We start from the raw sequence: 16,995 nt of genomic DNA, 5'->3' as shown, positions 1-16,995 counted from the left end.
GGATTTCCAGGACTGAAAAGCCGATTCATAGGGTGCTACAGCCGATTCCGCTGCATTGCGTGTTTTAACAGCGCAATTTGCGCTTTGAGCACCGGGTAAACGACACAAAAAACGCACCATCATGAAGCATTCTGAGCCCGACCAAAGCGTCACAGAATGAATGCCCGCTGCACCCTTTTTACTGCCCTGACATCAATTACAAAATATAGGGACCGACACATGACTCCACTGCGATCACTCTTCGCTGCGTTGCTGTTGCCACTGTGCGCCAGCGCCGCCCACGCCCAGGATTGGAAAGAAATCCGCTTCGGCGTATTCCCCGAGTACCCCCCGTTTGAATCCGTGGCCGCCGACGGCAGCCTGCAAGGCTTCGATATCGAGTTGGGCAACGCGATCTGCGCCAAGCTCGAGGTCAAATGCACCTGGGTGCACAACGAATTCGACGGCATGATCCCGGCCCTGCGCGCGCGCAAGTTCGACGCGATCATGTCGTCCATGGCTGTAACCCCGGCGCGCGAGAAAGTCATCGACTTCACCGACCGCCTGTTCCTCAGCCCCACGTCGGTGATCACGCGCAAAAACGCCGACTTCGGCGGCACCCCGGAATCGTTGAAAGGCAAACAGGTCGGCGTGCTGCAAGGTTCGTTGCAGGAAGCTTATGCCCGTGCACACCTGGCCAGGCTGGGCGCGCAGATCAAGGCGTACCAGTCCCAGGAACAGAACTACGCCGACCTGCAGAACGGCCGTCTCGACGCTACCCTGACCGACAAGCTCGAAGCCCAGCTCAACTTCCTGTCCAAGCCTGAAGGCGCCGACTTCAAGACCGGCCCGGCCTTCAAGGACCCGACCCTGCCCCTGGACATCGCCATGGGCCTGCGCAAGAACGACCAGGACTTGCGTGCGCTGATCAACAAGGGCATCGCCGCCGTCCAGGCCGATGGCACCTACGCACAGATCCAGAAGAAATACTTCGGCGATCAAGACATCTACAACGAATAAGCCAACACAATCCCTTGTGGGAAGGGGCTTGCTCCCGATAGCGGTGGGTCAGTCAATACAGGTGTCGACTGGCACGCCCTCATCGGGAGCAAGCCCCCTCCCACAGGGGTATGTCTGCGCCCTTTAGAGATCTCCCCATGAACGAACTCCTCAACCTGCAAGGCTACGGCCCGATGCTCGCCCAGGGTGCCTGGATGACGGTCAAGCTGGCGCTCCTGGCGCTGGCCCTGAGCCTCGCCCTGGGCCTGATCGCCGCCGGCGCCAAACTTTCCAGCGCCCAATGGCTGCGGGTGCCGGCCACGCTGTACACCACGCTGATCCGCAGCGTGCCGGACCTGGTGCTGATCCTGCTGATTTTCTACAGCCTGCAACTGTGGCTCAACGACCTGAGCGAAGTGTTCGGCTGGGACTACTTTGAAATCGACCCGTTTACCGCTGGGGTCATCACCCTGGGGTTTATCTACGGCGCGTATTTCACCGAGAACTTCCGTGGCGCGATCCTCAGTGTGCCGGTCGGCCAACTCGAAGCCGCCACCGCCTACGGCCTGAGCCGCTGGCAGCGTTTTCACCTGGTGCTGTTCCCGCAGCTGATGCGCTTTGCCCTGCCGGGCCTGGGCAATAACTGGCTGGTGCTGCTCAAGTCCACGGCGCTGGTGTCGATCATCGGCCTGTCGGACCTGGTCAAGGCCGCGCAGAACGCCGGCAAGACCACCAACGAGCCGTTGTACTTCCTGATCCTCGCGGGCCTGGTGTACCTGGTGATCACCACCCTCTCCAACCGCATCTTCAAGCGCCTCGAACGGCGCTACAACCTCGGCATCAAGGGGATGGCGCGATGATCGAACTGTTCCAGCAATACGGCCTGGCCTACCTGTTCAGCGATGGCACCGGGTTGTCCGGCGTTGCCATGACCTTGTGGCTGTTCATTATCTCGGTGGTGCTGGGGTTTTTCCTCTCGATCCCCCTGGCGCTGGCCCGCGTGTCGGAACACTTCTGGCTGCGCTGGCCGGTGGAGGTCTACACCTACCTGTTCCGCGGCACGCCGTTGTATATCCAACTGTTGATCTGCTACACCGGGCTGTACAGCCTGGAGGTGGTGCAAGACAACGCCCTGCTCAACCAGTTTTTCCGCAATGCCCTCAACTGCACCTTGCTGGCCTTTGTGCTCAACACCTGCGCCTACACCGTGGAAATCTTCGCCGGGGCGATCCGCAACATTCCCCACGGCGAACTCGAAGCGGCCCGCGCCTATGGCCTGCACGGCTGGCGCCTCAACCTGTTTGTGGTGGTGCCTGCCGCACTGCGCCGCGCGCTGCCGGCCTACAGCAATGAAATGATCCTGATGCTGCACGCCACGTCGCTGGCGTTTACCGCCACCGTCGCCGACATCCTCAAGGTGGCGCGCGATGCCAATGCCGAGACGTTCCTGACGTTCCAGGCCTTCGGCATCGCCGCCCTGCTCTACATGCTGCTGTCCTTTGCACTGGTGGGCCTGTTCCGACTGGCCGAACGTCGCTGGATGCGTTTTCTTGTTCCTACCCGAGGCTAACCCATGAATCAGTCCGCGCAGGCCCTGGCCACTTATCCTGTCGATGTACCCGTTACCCAGGCGACAACTGCTGCCGTCAAGCTGCAGGTCGAAGGCATCCATAAACGCTACGGCGAACACGAAGTGCTCAAGGGCGTGTCCCTCAACGCCCGCAATGGCGACGTGATCAGCCTGATCGGCGCCAGCGGCTCGGGCAAAAGCACGATGCTGCGCTGCATCAACTTTCTCGAACAGCCGGACGCCGGCGTCATCACCCTGGACGGCATCAGCATCGAAATGCGCCAGGGCCGCGCCGGCGCCCGTGCGCCGCACCAGGAACAATTGCAGAACCTGCGTACGCGCCTGGCCATGGTGTTCCAGCACTTCAACCTGTGGAGCCACATGACCGTGCTGGAAAACATCACCATAGCCCCGCGCCGGGTGCTGGGGGTAAGTGCCGCCGAAGCGGAAAAACGCGCGCGCATGTACCTCGACAAGGTCGGCCTGCCGGGCCGCGTGGCCGATCAGTACCCGGCGTTCCTGTCCGGCGGCCAGCAACAGCGCGTGGCCATCGCGCGGGCCCTGGCGATGGAGCCGGAAATCATTCTGTTCGATGAACCCACCTCCGCCCTCGACCCCGAACTTGTAGGAGAAGTCCTCAAAGTCATACAGACGTTGGCTGAGGAAGGTCGTACCATGCTGATGGTCACCCACGAAATGGGCTTTGCCCGCCAGGTGTCCAGCCAAGTGCTGTTCCTGCATCAGGGCCGAGTCGAGGAACAAGGCGGCGCCGAGATCCTCGACCACCCCAACAGCGAGCGCTTGCAGCAATTTCTTTCCAACCGTTTGAAGTGAAACCCATGGATACCAAGGCCAACGGACCCCATACCTCCCCTGCGCTGGATCGCATCGATGAGGCGATCATCGAAGTGCTGCGCCACCAGGGGCGTATCACCTATGAAAAGCTCTCGTCACTGGTGCACCTCACCCCCAGGCCCTGCCTGGAGCGGGTGCGCAAGCTGGAGCGACGCGGGGTGATTCGCGGGTACGGCGCGATCATCGATGTACAGATGGTCTCGCCCGGACTGTCGCTGCTGGTGCTGGTGGCCTTGTCCAACCAGAGCGGGCGCTCGGCGCAAAAGGCCTTCGAAGCCTGTATGAAGGCGTGCCCCCAGGTGTTCGAATGCCAGCTGATCAGCGGGCCGTTCGACTACAGCCTGCGCATGCGCTGCCGGGACATGGAGCACTACCGGGTGGTATCGGAGATCTGGCTGAACAATGATGAGTTGCACATCGATAAGTTGGTGGCACATCCGGAGTTGGCGGTGGTGAAAAATACCGCCATCGAACTGGCCTAGATCCTCAAACACTGGAAATCCAATGTGGGAGGGGTTTGCCCCTCCCAGATTTTTAACCGCGCCCGCTTGAGATACGCTTGCCGAGCTTGGTGCCAATCATCTTCGCCTGCCCATCCTTCTGTTTCCCCGTACGTGCCTCGCTGATCAACCCCGGGATCAACTTGCCCTCCGGCAGATTCTTCCAGAACCGGCTCGGCAAGTGCCCTTCCATCACCTTGGGGTTCAACCGCGCCGGGTTGAAGATATGGCTGTAGTACGTCAGCCACATCGCACTGTGGGGATCTTCGACATTCTGCGCCAGCTGCTGCCAGGCCTCAGGGCATTGGCGTTGATGAATCAACTGTTCGCCATCGTAATAAACCCCATCCAACGGCGTGGCGATCATCCAGCGATGGCGCCCCATGCGCCCGACAAAATGCTGGCTGGCGCTCTTGAGAATGTCATGGGCCGGCTCATGCCAGGCCACGTACTCCGGCAACTCGGGCCCTGCCCCTGCCGGCAAGGCGATAAAGCGCACAAACGCATGCAGATGATGGGCCTCGCGGCTGACCTGCTTGATGCGCCGCTGCAGCTCAGTGCCGAGTTTATCCCCCGCCAGCATCGCGGTGCGGTCGCCATGGCTGACGCGCCAGAGCACTTCGTACAACAGGCTCCAACGCTGGTCGCCGTGGTAGCAGGCGGCCGACTCCAGCAACTCCAGCAGCGCCTTGGGAATGCGCGCCTGGAACGGCCCCAAGCCTGCGGGGATCGGCTCATCGGTCGCAAACAGATCCGCCGCCTGCATCTCGCCCCAGCTGACCTGGCTGGGGTCGACCTGATGGCTGAGCAGCCAGCGCGCCTGTTCGCGCCAGGTGCTGAAAAGGTTGTCGCATTCCAGGCTGATCATCCCCACAACCCCATCTGCTGCGGCTGCGGGCGGTCGCGCAGTTGCTCGCGCAGCAGCACGCTGGTGCTGTCCGCCTGTTGCGGGTGGTAGTCACTGGTGATGAAAAACGGCTTGGCCTTGGCCAGCACACAGCGCATGCGCGCCAGGTCTTCAAAGCGGATCTTGCGTTCGCGGCGCAGGTCCACCAGGCGCTGGGTGGTGCGCAGGCCGATCCCTGGGATGCGGGCGATCAAGGTCGGCTCGGCGCGATTCAGGTCCAGGGGGAATACCTCGCGGTGCTCCAGGGCCCAGGCCAGCTTGGGATCAATGTCCAGGGCCAGGTGGCCGGGGCCTTCGAACAGTTCGTTGGCACTGAAGCCGTAGCTGCGCAGCAGGAAATCCGCCTGGTACAAGCGATGCTCGCGCATCAACGGCGGCGCGGCCAGTGGCACGCTTTTCGGGCTGTTGGGGATGGGGCTGAAGGCCGAGTAATACACGCGGCGCAGCTTGAAGTTGCCATACAGCGCCTCGGCACTGTGGAGGATGGTGCTGTCGTCGGTCTCGTCGGCGCCGACGATCATCTGGGTGCTCTGCCCGGCCGGGGCGAAACGCGGTGCGCGGGGTTCGTTCAGGACTGTCTGCTCGCCGGTGTAGATGGTCTGCATGGCCTGCTTGATCGAGACGATCTGCTTTTCCGGCGCCAGGGTTTGCAGGCTGGCATCGGTGGGCAGTTCGATATTCACGCTGAGGCGATCGGCGTAGCGCCCAGCCTCGGCAATCAGCGCCGGGTCGGCTTCGGGGATGGTCTTGAGGTGGATGTAACCGCGAAAGTCATGCTCTTCGCGCAGCAGTTTGGCCACCCGCACCAACTGCTCCATGGTGTAGTCGGCCGAACGAATGATGCCGGAGCTGAGGAACAGCCCGCTGACGCAGTTGCGCTTGTAGAAATCCAGGGTCAGGGTGACCACCTCCTCCGGGCTGAAGCGTGCACGGGGCACGTCGCTGGAGCGGCGGTTGACGCAGTATTGGCAGTCGTAGAGGCAGAAGTTGGTGAGCAACACCTTGAGCAAGGATACGCAGCGACCGTCCGGCGTGTAGCTGTGGCAGATGCCCATGCCATCGGTGGAGCCCAGCCCCGCCTTGCCTTCGGAACTGCGCTTGGGCGCGCCGCTGCTGGCGCAGGAGGCGTCGTACTTGGCGGCGTCGGCGAGGATGCTGAGTTTTTCGATCAACTGCATGGAAGGCTACCGATACTGGTTTTTTGTACAGTACCAGTAGCCCAACAGTGTTGCTAGTACCACCTGTAGGAGCGAGGGGGACGCCTAGTTCTTGCTCGCGAAGAACGCAAGAACAACGCGTTAATCCAGAATGCCCGCGTATCGTTGACGATTTTCGCGAGCAAGCTCGCTCCTACAAGGGCGGTCAGCTGGCAGTGGCGAGCAGCAAATCCTGCACCGAGCGGCCCTGGCCACGGTGACGATCATGCTCGAACAGCGACGCCGCAATCTCATCCGCGCGAATCGGCAGTACCGACAGCAACGTATCGCTCAAGCCATGGCTGGCCTGGCTGAAGCCCTGGATGTAGATGCCGGCCTTGCAGCGCTCATCGGTGACGATGCGGTAGTCGCGCGCCACTTCAAAATCACCCAGATACTCCTCCAGCGGCGCCAGCAATGCGCGGTGGGTCTCGCGCTCGTAGCCGGTGGCGAGGATCACCGCGTCGTAATGGTTGACGCTGGTTTCGCCGCTGGCGTTGTTGCGCAGGGCCAGTTCGATGCCCAGGGGGCCGGGGGTGGCCTTCTCGACCACGGTCATGGTGCGGAAGGCCTGGCGGGCGATGCCGGAGACTTTCTGGCGGTAGAAAATCCCGTAGATGCGCTCGATCAGGTCGAGGTCGACCACCGAATAGTTGGTGTTCTGGTACTCGGCGACCAGGCGCTCGCGCTCGGCACCGACTTGCTGGAACACCAGGTCGGTGAAAGCCGGCGAGAACACTTCGTTGACGAACGGGCTGTCATCGGCGGGCTTGAGCGCCGAACCGCGCAGGATCATGTCGACCTGTACCGATGGGAAGCTGTCGTTCAGGTCGATAAAGGCTTCGGCCGCGCTCTGGCCACCACCGATGATGGCGATGCGCATCGCCTTGCCGTCCACGCAAGGCTGGGTGGCCATGCGCTCCAGGTACTGGGAATGGTGGAACACCCGGCTGTCGCCCTTGAGGGCCTTGAATGTTTCGGGAATGCGCGGGGTGCCGCCGGCGCTGACCACCACCGAACGGGTGGTGCGCACATGCTGCTCGCCCAGGGCATCGCGAGAGATCACGCGCAATGCCTCGACCTGTTGCTGGTGCAGGATCGGCTCGATGGCCAGCACTTCCTCGCCGTAGCGGGCCTGGGCCTGGAACTGCCCCGCGACCCAGCGCAGGTAGTCGTTGTACTCCATGCGGCACGGGTAGAAGGTGCCCAGATTGATGAAGTCCACCAGGCGGTCGTGGGCTTTCAGGTAATTGACGAAGGAGTACGGGCTGGTGGGGTTGCGCAGGGTCACCAAGTCCTTGAGGAACGAAATCTGCAATTCGCTCTGGGTCACCAGGGTATTGCCGTGCCAGCGGTAATCGGCCTGTTTGTCAAGAAACAGTACGTCCAGTTTGCCCTGCGCCTTTTCACGCTCCTGCAGGGCGATGGCCAGCGCCAGGTTCGAAGGGCCGAAACCGATACCGATCAGGTCATGAACCGCGGGCGAAGCAATTGCCTGTGTCATTCCAGTGTCCTCTGGATAAGCCCCTTGGCGGTGGGGCGGGAATACCTTCGAGACCTGCACAACAGGTCATGTGTTGATAGGAAACGAGGACAGTGAAAAAAAATTTAACCGATCAGTGATCAGTGCGCGTCCCACTCGCGCATCCGCACCCGGCAGTGCTTCATGGCGTTGACGATGTGTTTTTCCACCAGGGTGCGGGAAATACCCAGGCGCTCGGCGATTTGCAGGTGGCTCAGGCCCTCGAGTTTGCGCAGCAGGAAGCTGTCGCGACAGGCCGCCGGCAGCTCGGCCAGGGCGCGTTCGAGCAAGGCCAGGCGTTGGCCGTAGTCGTGGGTGGCATGGGGCGAACAGGCGGCAAAGCGCTCCTCGCTGTCGAGCACCTCCAGGGGTTCGACCTGGCGCAGGGCATTACGCCGGTGGCCATCGATCACCAGGTTCAGCGCGGTGCGATACAAAAAGGCACGCGGCTGTTCGATGGGCGTCTCGCTGGAACGTTCCAGCACCCGGACATAAGCGTCATGCACCACATCCTCGGCCACCTGACGGTTGCCCAGCTTGGCGTTGAGGAAACACACCAGCTCGCGATAGTAGTTTTCCAACATGACTCCCGGCCACCGGGTGGCGGCATTAGGTCCTGTAGGAGCGAGCTTGCTCGCGAAGTACGTCAACGATAACGCGGGAAACCAGAGTGAACGCGGCGTCATTGAGCTCTTCGCGAGCAAGCTCGCTCCTACACAAATACAGGCCATTCAGTAATGGCAGTTTGGGTAGGTGCAATTTATAGTAATTCTCATCTACTTTTAAACAAGACTTGCACCTACAGGCCGTTTTTTTTCTCCACAAGACCTGTAACCACTTATGTAACAACCTAAATCCTCGGCCAATTCTCTCGTTTAACTGTCAGCTCTGCGCAACTGCGCTCCGAACTTTCCCGGCTGGAACCTAAGCATGAAACGCCCTCGACCTGCCCGACGCGCCTTGCTCGCTATCGCGTGCCTGATTCCCATCATCGCCGTCGCCGCCTGGCAGGTGTTGCCGCCGGGGCGTGACAACCTGACCACCGTCACCGTCACCCGCGGCACTATCGAAAACAGCGTCACGGCCCTGGGCACCCTGCAACCGCGCCGGTATGTCGACGTGGGCGCCCAGGCGTCCGGGCAGATTCGCAAGATCCACGTTGAAGCCGGCGACCGGGTGCAGGAGGGCCAATTGCTGGTGGAGATCGACCCCTCGACGCAAAAAGCCAAGCTCGATGCCAGCCGCTACGCCATCGAAAACCTCAAGGCCCAGTTGCAGGAGCAAAAGGCCCAGCACGCCCTGGCCCGCCAGAAGTACCAGCGCCAGCAGCGCCTGGCCGCCGGCAACGCCACCCGCGAGGAAGACGTGCAAACCGCCAAGGCCGAACTGAGTGCCACCCAGGCCCGGATGGACATGTTCCAGGCGCAGATTCTCCAGGCCCAGGCCAGCCTGCGCAGCGATGAAGCGGAACTGGGCTATACGCGCATCTACGCACCGATGACCGGCACCGTGGTCGCGGTGGACGCGCGCGTCGGCCAGACCCTCAATGCCCAGCAGCAGACGCCGCTGATCCTGCGGATCGCCAAGTTGTCGCCGATGACCGTGTGGGCGGAAGTCTCGGAAGCCGACATCGGCCACGTCAAACCGGGCATGACCGCCTACTTCACCACCCTCAGCGGCGGCAACCGGCGCTGGACCAGTACCGTGCGGCAGATCCTGCCGATCCCGCCCAAGCCGCTGAATGAAACCCAGGGCAGCGGCAGCCCCAACAGTTCCAGCAAGAGCGGCAGCGGTCGCGTGGTGCTGTACACCGTGCTGCTGGACGTGGACAACAGCGACAACGCGCTGATGGCCGAAATGACCGCCCAGGTATTTTTCGTCGCCAGCCAGGTCAAGGATGTCCTCACCGCACCGGTGGCCGCGCTGCTGGGCACCTCAAGTGCCGACAAGCAGATCGCCCGCGTGGTCGCCACCAACGGCCGCATCGAAGAACGTGAAGTGCACCTGGGCATCAGCGATCGCCTGCGGGTCGAAGTGCTCGACGGCCTGCACGAAGGCGATCACCTGCTGATCGGCCCGGCCGACGGCAACGGGGGTTGAGGTGACCACGCCCCTGATCGAACTCAAGAACATCCGCAAATCCTACGGCGGTGGCGACAGCCCGCAGGTCGACGTGTTGCGCGGCATCGACCTGTCGATCCACGCCGGGGAATTCGTCGCCATCGTCGGGGCTTCCGGTTCCGGCAAGTCCACGTTGATGAATATCCTCGGTTGCCTCGACCGCCCAAGCCTGGGCGAGTACCTGTTCGCGGGGGAAAACGTCGCCCACCTGGACAGCGACGAACTGGCCTGGCTGCGCCGCGAGGCGTTCGGCTTTGTGTTCCAGGGCTACCATTTGATCCCCTCGGGCTCGGCCCAGGAGAACGTCGAGATGCCGGCGATCTACGCCGGCATCAGCGCCGCCGAACGCCATGCCCGCGCCCACGCGCTGCTCACACGCCTGGGCCTGGCCGAGCGCACCGGTAACCGTCCGCACCAGCTGTCCGGCGGTCAACAACAGCGTGTCTCGATCGCTCGGGCGCTGATGAACGGCGGCCACATCATCCTTGCCGATGAACCCACCGGCGCCCTCGACAGCCACAGCGGCGCCGAGGTAATGACCCTGCTGGACGAACTGGCCAGCCAGGGCCATGTGGTGATCCTGATCACCCACGACCGTGAAGTCGCGGCGCGGGCCAACCGCATCATCGAGATTCGCGATGGCCTGATCATCAGTGACTCGGCCGATGACGAAGCAGCGCCCCCACCCGCCACCCGCGGCGCGCTGCAAGCCGTGGACCTGCGCCAGCGCCTGGCCGACGGCGCCGAACACAATGGCGCCTGGAAGGCCGAACTGCTGGACGCGGTCCAGGCCGCCTGGCGGGTGATGTGGATCAACCGTTTTCGCACCGCGCTGACCCTGCTGGGGATCATCATCGGCGTAGCCTCGGTGGTGGTGATGCTGGCCGTGGGCGAAGGCAGCAAACGCCAGGTCATGGCGCAGATGGGCGCGTTCGGTTCCAACATCCTCTACCTCAGCGGCTCATCGCCCAACCCACGCACGCCGCTGGGTATCGTCACCCTCAATGACGTCGCGGCGCTGGCGGCGCTGCCCCAGATCAAGCGCATCATGCCGGTCAACGGCACCGAAGCCGGCGTGCGCTATGGCAACGTCGACTACATGGCCTATGTGGGCGGCAATGACACCAATTTCCCGGACATTTTCAACTGGCCGGTGGTCGAGGGCAGTTACTTCACGGCGGCCGACGAGCATGCGGCCGCCACCGTGGCGGTGATCGGCCATCGCGTGCGGGAAAAGCTGTTCAAGGGAGAGGTCGACCCCATCGGCCAGTACATCCTGATCGAAAACGTACCGTTCCAGGTGATCGGCGTGCTGGCGGAGAAAGGCGCCAGCTCGGGCAACAAAGACAGTGATGACCGTATCGCCATCCCCTACACCGCCGCCAGCGTGCGCCTGTTCGGCAGCTACAACCCCGAATACGTGGTGATTGCCGCCGCCGATGCGCGCAAAGTCCACGAGGCCGAAGTGGCCATCGATCAGTTGATGCAAAAGCTGCACAACGGCAAGCGCGACTACGAGCTGACCAACAACGCGGCGATGATCCAGGCCGAGGCGCGCACCCAGAATACCCTGTCGCTGATGCTCGGCTCGATTGCCGCGATTTCCCTGCTGGTAGGCGGCATTGGCGTGATGAACATCATGCTGATGACCGTGCGCGAACGCACCCGCGAGATCGGCATTCGCATGGCCACCGGCGCGCGCCAGCGCGACATCCTGCGCCAGTTCCTGACCGAGGCGGTGATGCTGTCGGTGGTCGGCGGCCTGTGTGGCATTGCCCTGGCCCTGCTGGTGGGTGGCGTGCTGGTGCTGGCCAAGGTGGCGGTGCAGTTCTCCCTGGTGGCGGTGTTTGGCGCATTCGCTTGCGCACTGGTCACCGGCGTCGTATTCGGCTTCATGCCGGCCCGTAAAGCTGCCCGGCTCGATCCGGTTAAGGCGTTGACCAGTGAATAAACGATCCATTCCCCCGTACCTGCCCGCACTTGGCCTGTGCCTGCTGCTCACGGCCTGCGCCGGTGACCCGCCCGCCGTGGACAGCGCTATTGCGCCGCCGGCTGCCTGGCAGTTCGCTGAACGCGACGCCGCCCAGGCCACTAACCAGCGCTGGTGGACGCAGTTCGGCAGCCCGCAGTTGAACCGCCTGGTCGACCAGGCCCGGCGTGACAGCTTCGACGTGGCCGCCGCCATGGCCCGCGTGCGCCAGGCCCAGGCCACGGCGGTGATTGCCGGGGCGCCACTGTTGCCCGAGGTGAAGTTCAACCTTGCCGCCAGCCACCAGAAGTTGTTGCACGGCACGGGCGGGCCGGACCTTGACGCCTCACAAAGCGATGACGCCGTCGATAATTTCGGCGCCAACTTCACCGCCAGCTACGAAGTGGATTTCTGGGGTGGCCGCGCCGCTGCCCGTGACAGTGCCCTGCACAGTCTGCGCGCCAGCGAGTTCGACCAGGCCACCGTGGAACTGACCTTGCTCAGCAACGTCGCCGACCGCTACGCGCAAACCCTCGCGGCGCGCCAGCGCCAGCAGATCGCCGAGTTGAACCTGACCAATGCGCGTAACGTCCTCGACCTGGTGCAGACCCGTTACGACGCAGGCTCCGCTACGGCCCTGGAACTGGCCCAGCAGAAAAGCCTGGTGGCCAGCCAGCAACGCCAGCTGCCGTTGATTCAACAACTGGCCGAAGAATCCCAGATCACCCTTGCCGCCCTCCTCGGCCAACCGGTCCAGGCCTTGGACCTGGGCGCCGAACCCTTCCAGGAGCTGACCTGGCCAACCATCGGCGCCGGCATGCCCAGCCAGCTGCTCAGCCGCCGGCCGGACATTGCCAAGGCCGAGGCCGAACTGGCGGCAGCCCAGGCGGACGTCACCGTGGCCCGCGCCGCCATGCTGCCGGCCCTGACCCTCGGCGCCACGCTCGGCTCCGATGCCTACAAGGCCGTGGACGTCCTGCGCAGCCCCTACTACACGCTGACGGCCGGCCTGGTCGGGCCGATCTTCAACAACGGCCGTTTAAGCGCCGAGCGCGACAAGGCGCGCGCGCGCCAGGATGAGCTGTTGCAAACCTACCGCGGCGCGATCATCAACGGCTTTGCCGATGTGGAAAAAGCCCTCAGCAGCATCACGCGCCTGGACCAGCAGCGCCACTGGCAAACGGAAGAACTGCAACAGGCCCAAACCGCCTTCCAGATCGCCGAAAGCCGCTACCAGGCGGGTGCCGAGGACTTGCTGACGGTACTGGAAACCCAGCGCACCCTGTATGCCGCCCAGGACTTGAACGTGCAATTGCGACTGTCACGCCTGCAGGCCAGCATTGCGCTGTACAAGGCATTGGGCGGCGGTTGGAAAACCAGCATCTGATAAACGAAACTCCAGTTTCGTACATAAGTCGTCTACCGCCCCTACATTCTTCGACTCAGGTTCCTTGGTAAAAAATGCCGCTATCACACGGCTGCCAGGGAACACTGGATGAATGTTGCAAAATACCTCGCGTGCGGCTGTCTCTGGTTGATGGCAAACCTTGGCCAGGCAGAGCCACTGATCAAACCCACCGCCATTGATTGGCTGCTCGATTGCCCCCTCCCCACCACCGAACGGCTTGACCCCGAGGTGCTGTCGCGCACCCAGTGCGGCATCGTCACCGTACCGCGCAACCATGCCGCCCCCTGGCAAGGCCACCAGCGCCTCTACCTGACCCGTGTCGGCGCCCGCGATCCCCTGAACCGCAAGGGCGTGGTCTTCACCCAGGCCGGCGACACCGCGCAAAAAAACTACGGAAGCACCTTCGCCATTCACCTCGCCAGCCGCTGGGACACGTATTCCACACAAGCCTATCGCACGCTGCTCAACCGCTACGACATGATCGAACTCAGCCCCCGCGACCTCACTCAGGAGCATGGCGTCGAACAGGCCGTACGGGACATGGAGTACGTCCGCGCCCAGTTGGGCGACGCCCAACTGCATTACCTGGGGGACACCATCGCCACGCGCCTGGGCAGCCGCTATGCCGCAGTGTTTCCCGAGCGCGTCGCACGCATGGTGCTGGTCAACGCCGAACACACCATGGCGGGTAGGCTTGGGGTCGAACAACTGCGCCTCAAGGAGCCCGCCAAACCGGACGCCGGCGGCTGTATCAACCGATGGGTGGGTGACTTCCTCGCCTATGGCAAACAGCCGCCACCGTCGAGTCGCTGCCTTGACGTGGCAGGCAGGCAGTAGCGCGTCGTTTACGACCTGTTGCCGCCGAAAACGACACCCTGCGTTGACGCTCCGTCGCAATCGTTATTAAGTGCTATTTATCCGCATTAATACGATAAATCGAACCCATGCTGAGTCGCCCGCTACGCCGCAAACGCCAGAAGCTGTCCGACGTGATTGTCGAGTCGGTCAAGCGCTCTATCGTCACCGACGCCTTGAAGCCCGGCGACCGCCTGCCCACCGAGCGTGAGCTGATGGAGAGCTTCCAGTGCTCCAAGGGCTCGGCCCGTGAAGCGCTCAAGGCCCTGGAGGTCGAGGGGCTGGTGAGTACGCGCACCGGCCCCAGCGGCGGTGCGTACCTGAACCAGGCCGGCACTGAACCCGCCAGCCGCGCGCTGCGTAACTACCTGCACTTCCAGCACCTGGACGGCGAGCAGGTGTACCAGTTGCGCAAGGTCATCGAAGTGGAACTGGCGGTGTCGGTGCTCGGGCGCCTGAGTGAGGACGACTACCGGGCATTGCAGGACAACGTGGATTTCTGCAGCGCCCCCGAAGACAGCGAAGCCGGCCAGCGTGAGCAACGCCTGGCGGAACTGGAGTTCCACAATTTGCTGGCCAAGGCCTGCCCCAACCCGTTGCTGAGCTTTATGGCGCAATTTCTCAACGACCTGCTGCGCGACCTGGTGGTACTGAAAAAAGCCTACAAGCCCAAGCGCAAGCAGTTCGACGCGGCCAACCTCGACTATCACAAACAGCTGCTGAACGCCTTTCGCGCCGGGGATGAAGGCGCGGTACGCAGCCTGATGCATGAACATATGTGCGACGCCGAACACCATATGACCGCGCTGGAAGGCCAGGTCAGCCCGCACTTTCTACTGGAGTTCGACCACAACCACTGAAAACACCCCTCCCACAGTTGACTGCATTCACTGCGTTATCCCAATAACAGGCCTGCCCACAGGCCCTGCTCCACCGTATCGCCCTTGCTACTCCTGCCAATAACTAAACCAGGGAGTCACCCCATGCAGCGTCGTACGTTATTGAAAGCCAGTCTTACCGCCGCCGCCGCCCTCAGTCTTCCACTGAGCGTGCGTTCGGCATTCGCCGCCGAGCCCTTTACCTTTTACGGCCTCAAGTCCATGTCCGGCGCCTTTGCCAGCTATGGCAAGTTTGCCGACATGGGTTCGCGCCTGGCGGTGGCACAACACACCGAGCTACTGGGCCGCCCCTTGAACTACAAGGTCATCGACACCGAGGGCAACGCCGGCAAGGCCGTGCGCAAGGTGCAGGAGGCGATCCAGCAGGACGGCGCGCGCTTCTTCCAGGGCTGCACGCTGTCGTCGTCGGCACTCGCGGTGGCCAAGGAAGTCGACAAGGTCGGCGGTGTATTCATGACCCCGGTCGGTGCCGATGAAGTCACCGGCAAAGACTGCAACCACGCCACGTTCCGCTGGTCGGTACCTACCTACGGCGCGATCCGCGAAACCATGGTGCCGCTGATCAAGCTGCTGCCGGATGCCAAGCGCTGGTACACCATCACGCCGCAATATGTGTTCGGCGAAGCGCTGCTCGAAGGCGCCAGAAACGTACTCAAGGAACATGGCCTGGAGCATGTCGGCAACAGCTACCACTCGCTGCAGGAGCAGGAATTCTCCGGCTACCTGACCAACGCCATCTCCACCAAACCCGACGTGCTGGTGTTGCTGAATTTCGGCAGCCAATCGTCCAACACCCTGCGCCAGGCGGTGAACTTCGGCATCAAGGAGCGCATGAAAGTGCTGCTGGTGTGGTCCGCCGGCCTCGACCAGTTCCAGGAACTGGGCAGCGATATCCTCGACGGCGTGTACCTCGGCGCGCAGTACTGGCATCAGGTCGACACCCCGCTCAACCGCGAACTGGTCAAGCTGACCCAGGCCAAGTACGGCATCAACCCCACCTACCCGTTGGCCGCCGACTACATCAGCACCAAAGTCATGCTCGACACCATCATCGCCACCGCCAGCTTCGACGGGCCGACCGTGGCCAAGGCCATGCAGGGCCTGAGTTTCGAAGGCCCCACCGGCAAGGAGTCGATCCGCGCCGGCGACCACCAGGTGATCAAGGACTACTACCTGCTGGTCGGCAAGGCCGCCGGCGAGATGGCCGACAAGGATGACCTGGCCAAGGTACTCAGCGCCGGCCAGTCCTTCCCGCCGGTGGAAGCCACGGGCTGCACGCTCGCCTGATCCGCTAAAACACCACCGTTGTACACGGCAGGGCCGCCCGGGCGGCCACCTGTTCGAGGGTTTCTGCATGCTTAATCTTTACCTGTTCCAGATACTCAACGGCCTTGGATTGGGAATGATCTACTTCCTGATCGCGGTCGGGCTGACGATCATTTTCGGCCTGCTCAACTTCGTCAACTTCGCCCACGGCGCGTTCTTCCTGCTGGGCGCCTACATCTGCTACACCGCCGTGAGCCTCACCGGCAACTTCTGGCTGGCGCTGTTGATTGCGCCGCTGGTGGTGGCCGCGTTGGCCTGGGTGATCGAGCGGCTGTTGATCCAGCGGATCTATCACTTGCCGCACATGTTCCAGATCCTGGTCACCCTGGGCATCGCACTGATCATCCAGGAAGCCAGCGTAATGATCTGGGGCCCGGTGGGCAAAAGCGTCGCCGTGCCGGAACTGCTGCGCGGCGTGCTGGTGGTGGGTGATTTCGTCTACCCCTACTACCGCCTGTTCCTCATCGTGTTTTCCGGGCTGGTGGGCCTGGGCCTGTGGCTGCTGCTGGAACGCACACGCTTCGGCGCCCTGGTGCGCGCCGGCAGTGAAAGCACCGAGACCGTGTCGCTGCTCGGCACGAATATCTTCCGCCTGTTCTCCATGACCTTCGCCCTCGGCGTGGGCCTGGCCGGCATGGCCGGGGTGCTGTTCGCGCCGTTGCGCGGTGCGCAGCCGTTCGTTGGCCCGGAGATTCTCGGCATCGCCTTCGTGGTGGTGGTGATCGGCGGCATGGGCTCGTTCAGCGGTGCGCTGGTCGGCGGTTTGCTGGTGGGCGTGGTGCAAAGCCTGATGACCACACTCTGGCCCCAAGGCGCGAGCCTGATGATCTACGGCGCCATGGCCGTGGTGATTCTGGTGCGGCCTTACGGCCTGTTTGGGAGAGCCTGA

General features: G+C 62.9%; 16 protein-coding genes. 12 read left to right on the top strand and 4 right to left on the bottom strand.

The window, feature by feature from the left end; genetic code table 11:
• The first annotated feature begins 219 nt into the window (after positions 1 to 219).
• The 5 genes from PspCFBP13509_RS18565 (at position 220) to PspCFBP13509_RS18545 (ending at position 3,885) form a co-directional block, all read left to right on the top strand.
• Positions 220 to 999 (top strand): ABC transporter substrate-binding protein, encoded by a 780-nt coding sequence (locus tag PspCFBP13509_RS18565; RefSeq protein WP_065923794.1) that lies wholly within the window; start codon positions 220 to 222, stop codon positions 997 to 999.
• A gap of 137 nt (positions 1,000 to 1,136) precedes the next feature.
• A complete protein-coding gene (locus tag PspCFBP13509_RS18560) occupies positions 1,137 to 1,838 on the top strand; it encodes an ABC transporter permease (RefSeq protein ID WP_027606180.1) in 702 nt (233 codons plus the stop codon).
• A complete protein-coding gene (locus tag PspCFBP13509_RS18555) occupies positions 1,835 to 2,548 on the top strand; it encodes an ABC transporter permease (protein WP_065923793.1) in 714 nt (237 codons plus the stop codon). Before PspCFBP13509_RS18560 ends, PspCFBP13509_RS18555 begins: the two co-directional genes overlap by 4 nt.
• 3 nt (positions 2,549 to 2,551) lie before the next feature.
• Complete coding sequence (locus PspCFBP13509_RS18550) at positions 2,552 to 3,382, top strand: ABC transporter ATP-binding protein (RefSeq protein WP_242001080.1); 831 nt, start codon at positions 2,552 to 2,554, stop codon at positions 3,380 to 3,382.
• A gap of 5 nt (positions 3,383 to 3,387) precedes the next feature.
• Positions 3,388 to 3,885, top strand: coding sequence for an Lrp/AsnC family transcriptional regulator (locus PspCFBP13509_RS18545; RefSeq protein WP_053138651.1), 498 nt, complete (start codon positions 3,388 to 3,390; stop codon positions 3,883 to 3,885).
• A 52-nt stretch (positions 3,886 to 3,937) separates the two neighbouring features.
• Here PspCFBP13509_RS18545 and PspCFBP13509_RS18540 read toward each other — a convergent pair whose 3' ends face one another.
• The 4 genes from PspCFBP13509_RS18540 to PspCFBP13509_RS18525 all read right to left on the bottom strand — a co-directional run bounded on the left by PspCFBP13509_RS18540 (position 3,938) and on the right by PspCFBP13509_RS18525 (position 8,112).
• Complete coding sequence (locus PspCFBP13509_RS18540; RefSeq protein WP_065923791.1) at positions 3,938 to 4,771, bottom strand: TIGR03915 family putative DNA repair protein; 834 nt, start codon at positions 4,769 to 4,771, stop codon at positions 3,938 to 3,940.
• A complete protein-coding gene (locus tag PspCFBP13509_RS18535) occupies positions 4,768 to 5,988 on the bottom strand; it encodes a putative DNA modification/repair radical SAM protein (RefSeq protein ID WP_027606175.1) in 1,221 nt (406 codons plus the stop codon). The genes PspCFBP13509_RS18540 and PspCFBP13509_RS18535 overlap by 4 nt, the downstream gene beginning before the upstream one ends.
• Positions 5,989 to 6,172: 184 nt before the next feature.
• A complete protein-coding gene (locus tag PspCFBP13509_RS18530) occupies positions 6,173 to 7,510 on the bottom strand; it encodes a lysine N(6)-hydroxylase/L-ornithine N(5)-oxygenase family protein (RefSeq protein ID WP_065948432.1) in 1,338 nt (445 codons plus the stop codon).
• 119 nt (positions 7,511 to 7,629) lie between these two features.
• A complete protein-coding gene (locus PspCFBP13509_RS18525; protein WP_065923789.1) occupies positions 7,630 to 8,112 on the bottom strand; it encodes a sigma-70 family RNA polymerase sigma factor in 483 nt (160 codons plus the stop codon).
• Positions 8,113 to 8,458: 346 nt separating this feature from the next.
• Here PspCFBP13509_RS18525 and PspCFBP13509_RS18520 point away from each other — a divergent pair, with 346 nt between their 5' ends.
• The 7 genes from PspCFBP13509_RS18520 (at position 8,459) to PspCFBP13509_RS18490 (ending at position 16,995) form a co-directional block, all read left to right on the top strand.
• A complete protein-coding gene (locus tag PspCFBP13509_RS18520; RefSeq protein WP_065923788.1) occupies positions 8,459 to 9,628 on the top strand; it encodes an efflux RND transporter periplasmic adaptor subunit in 1,170 nt (389 codons plus the stop codon).
• 1 nt (position 9,629) lies between these two features.
• Positions 9,630 to 11,600 (top strand): MacB family efflux pump subunit, encoded by a 1,971-nt coding sequence (locus PspCFBP13509_RS18515; protein WP_065923787.1) that lies wholly within the window; start codon positions 9,630 to 9,632, stop codon positions 11,598 to 11,600.
• A complete protein-coding gene (locus tag PspCFBP13509_RS18510; protein WP_074847243.1) occupies positions 11,593 to 13,005 on the top strand; it encodes an efflux transporter outer membrane subunit in 1,413 nt (470 codons plus the stop codon). Before PspCFBP13509_RS18515 ends, PspCFBP13509_RS18510 begins: the two co-directional genes overlap by 8 nt.
• A 108-nt stretch (positions 13,006 to 13,113) precedes the next feature.
• On the top strand, positions 13,114 to 13,863 hold the full coding sequence (locus PspCFBP13509_RS18505; RefSeq protein ID WP_137212470.1) for an alpha/beta fold hydrolase: 750 nt from the start codon (positions 13,114 to 13,116) through the stop codon (positions 13,861 to 13,863).
• 107 nt (positions 13,864 to 13,970) lie between these two features.
• Entirely contained in the window at positions 13,971 to 14,741 is a 771-nt protein-coding gene (locus tag PspCFBP13509_RS18500; protein ID WP_065923784.1) for a FadR/GntR family transcriptional regulator, read from the top strand.
• Between the two features lie 123 nt (positions 14,742 to 14,864).
• Entirely contained in the window at positions 14,865 to 16,067 is a 1,203-nt protein-coding gene (locus PspCFBP13509_RS18495; protein ID WP_065923783.1) for an ABC transporter substrate-binding protein, read from the top strand.
• Positions 16,068 to 16,134: 67 nt separating this feature from the next.
• Entirely contained in the window at positions 16,135 to 16,995 is an 861-nt protein-coding gene (locus tag PspCFBP13509_RS18490; RefSeq protein ID WP_065923782.1) for a branched-chain amino acid ABC transporter permease, read from the top strand.

It is taken from the genome of Pseudomonas sp. CFBP13509 (assembly GCF_005233485.1).
Lineage (GTDB): Bacteria > Pseudomonadota > Gammaproteobacteria > Pseudomonadales > Pseudomonadaceae > Aquipseudomonas > Aquipseudomonas marginalis.
Note: the sequence above shows the minus strand (reverse complement) of the source record. Positions and strands in the feature narration are given on the sequence as shown.

Coding starts and splice junctions, on each gene's coding strand:
- PspCFBP13509_RS18565 (WP_065923794.1), top strand. CDS start 220: ATGACTCCACTGCGATCACTCTTCGCTGCGTTGCTGTTGCCACTGTGC.
- PspCFBP13509_RS18560 (WP_027606180.1), top strand. CDS start 1,137: ATGAACGAACTCCTCAACCTGCAAGGCTACGGCCCGATGCTCGCCCAG.
- PspCFBP13509_RS18555 (WP_065923793.1), top strand. CDS start 1,835: ATGATCGAACTGTTCCAGCAATACGGCCTGGCCTACCTGTTCAGCGAT.
- PspCFBP13509_RS18550 (WP_242001080.1), top strand. CDS start 2,552: ATGAATCAGTCCGCGCAGGCCCTGGCCACTTATCCTGTCGATGTACCC.
- PspCFBP13509_RS18545 (WP_053138651.1), top strand. CDS start 3,388: ATGGATACCAAGGCCAACGGACCCCATACCTCCCCTGCGCTGGATCGC.
- PspCFBP13509_RS18540 (WP_065923791.1), bottom strand. CDS start 4,771: ATGATCAGCCTGGAATGCGACAACCTTTTCAGCACCTGGCGCGAACAG.
- PspCFBP13509_RS18535 (WP_027606175.1), bottom strand. CDS start 5,988: ATGCAGTTGATCGAAAAACTCAGCATCCTCGCCGACGCCGCCAAGTAC.
- PspCFBP13509_RS18530 (WP_065948432.1), bottom strand. CDS start 7,510: ATGACACAGGCAATTGCTTCGCCCGCGGTTCATGACCTGATCGGTATC.
- PspCFBP13509_RS18525 (WP_065923789.1), bottom strand. CDS start 8,112: ATGTTGGAAAACTACTATCGCGAGCTGGTGTGTTTCCTCAACGCCAAG.
- PspCFBP13509_RS18520 (WP_065923788.1), top strand. CDS start 8,459: ATGAAACGCCCTCGACCTGCCCGACGCGCCTTGCTCGCTATCGCGTGC.
- PspCFBP13509_RS18505 (WP_137212470.1), top strand. CDS start 13,114: ATGAATGTTGCAAAATACCTCGCGTGCGGCTGTCTCTGGTTGATGGCA.
- PspCFBP13509_RS18500 (WP_065923784.1), top strand. CDS start 13,971: ATGCTGAGTCGCCCGCTACGCCGCAAACGCCAGAAGCTGTCCGACGTG.
- PspCFBP13509_RS18495 (WP_065923783.1), top strand. CDS start 14,865: ATGCAGCGTCGTACGTTATTGAAAGCCAGTCTTACCGCCGCCGCCGCC.
- PspCFBP13509_RS18490 (WP_065923782.1), top strand. CDS start 16,135: ATGCTTAATCTTTACCTGTTCCAGATACTCAACGGCCTTGGATTGGGA.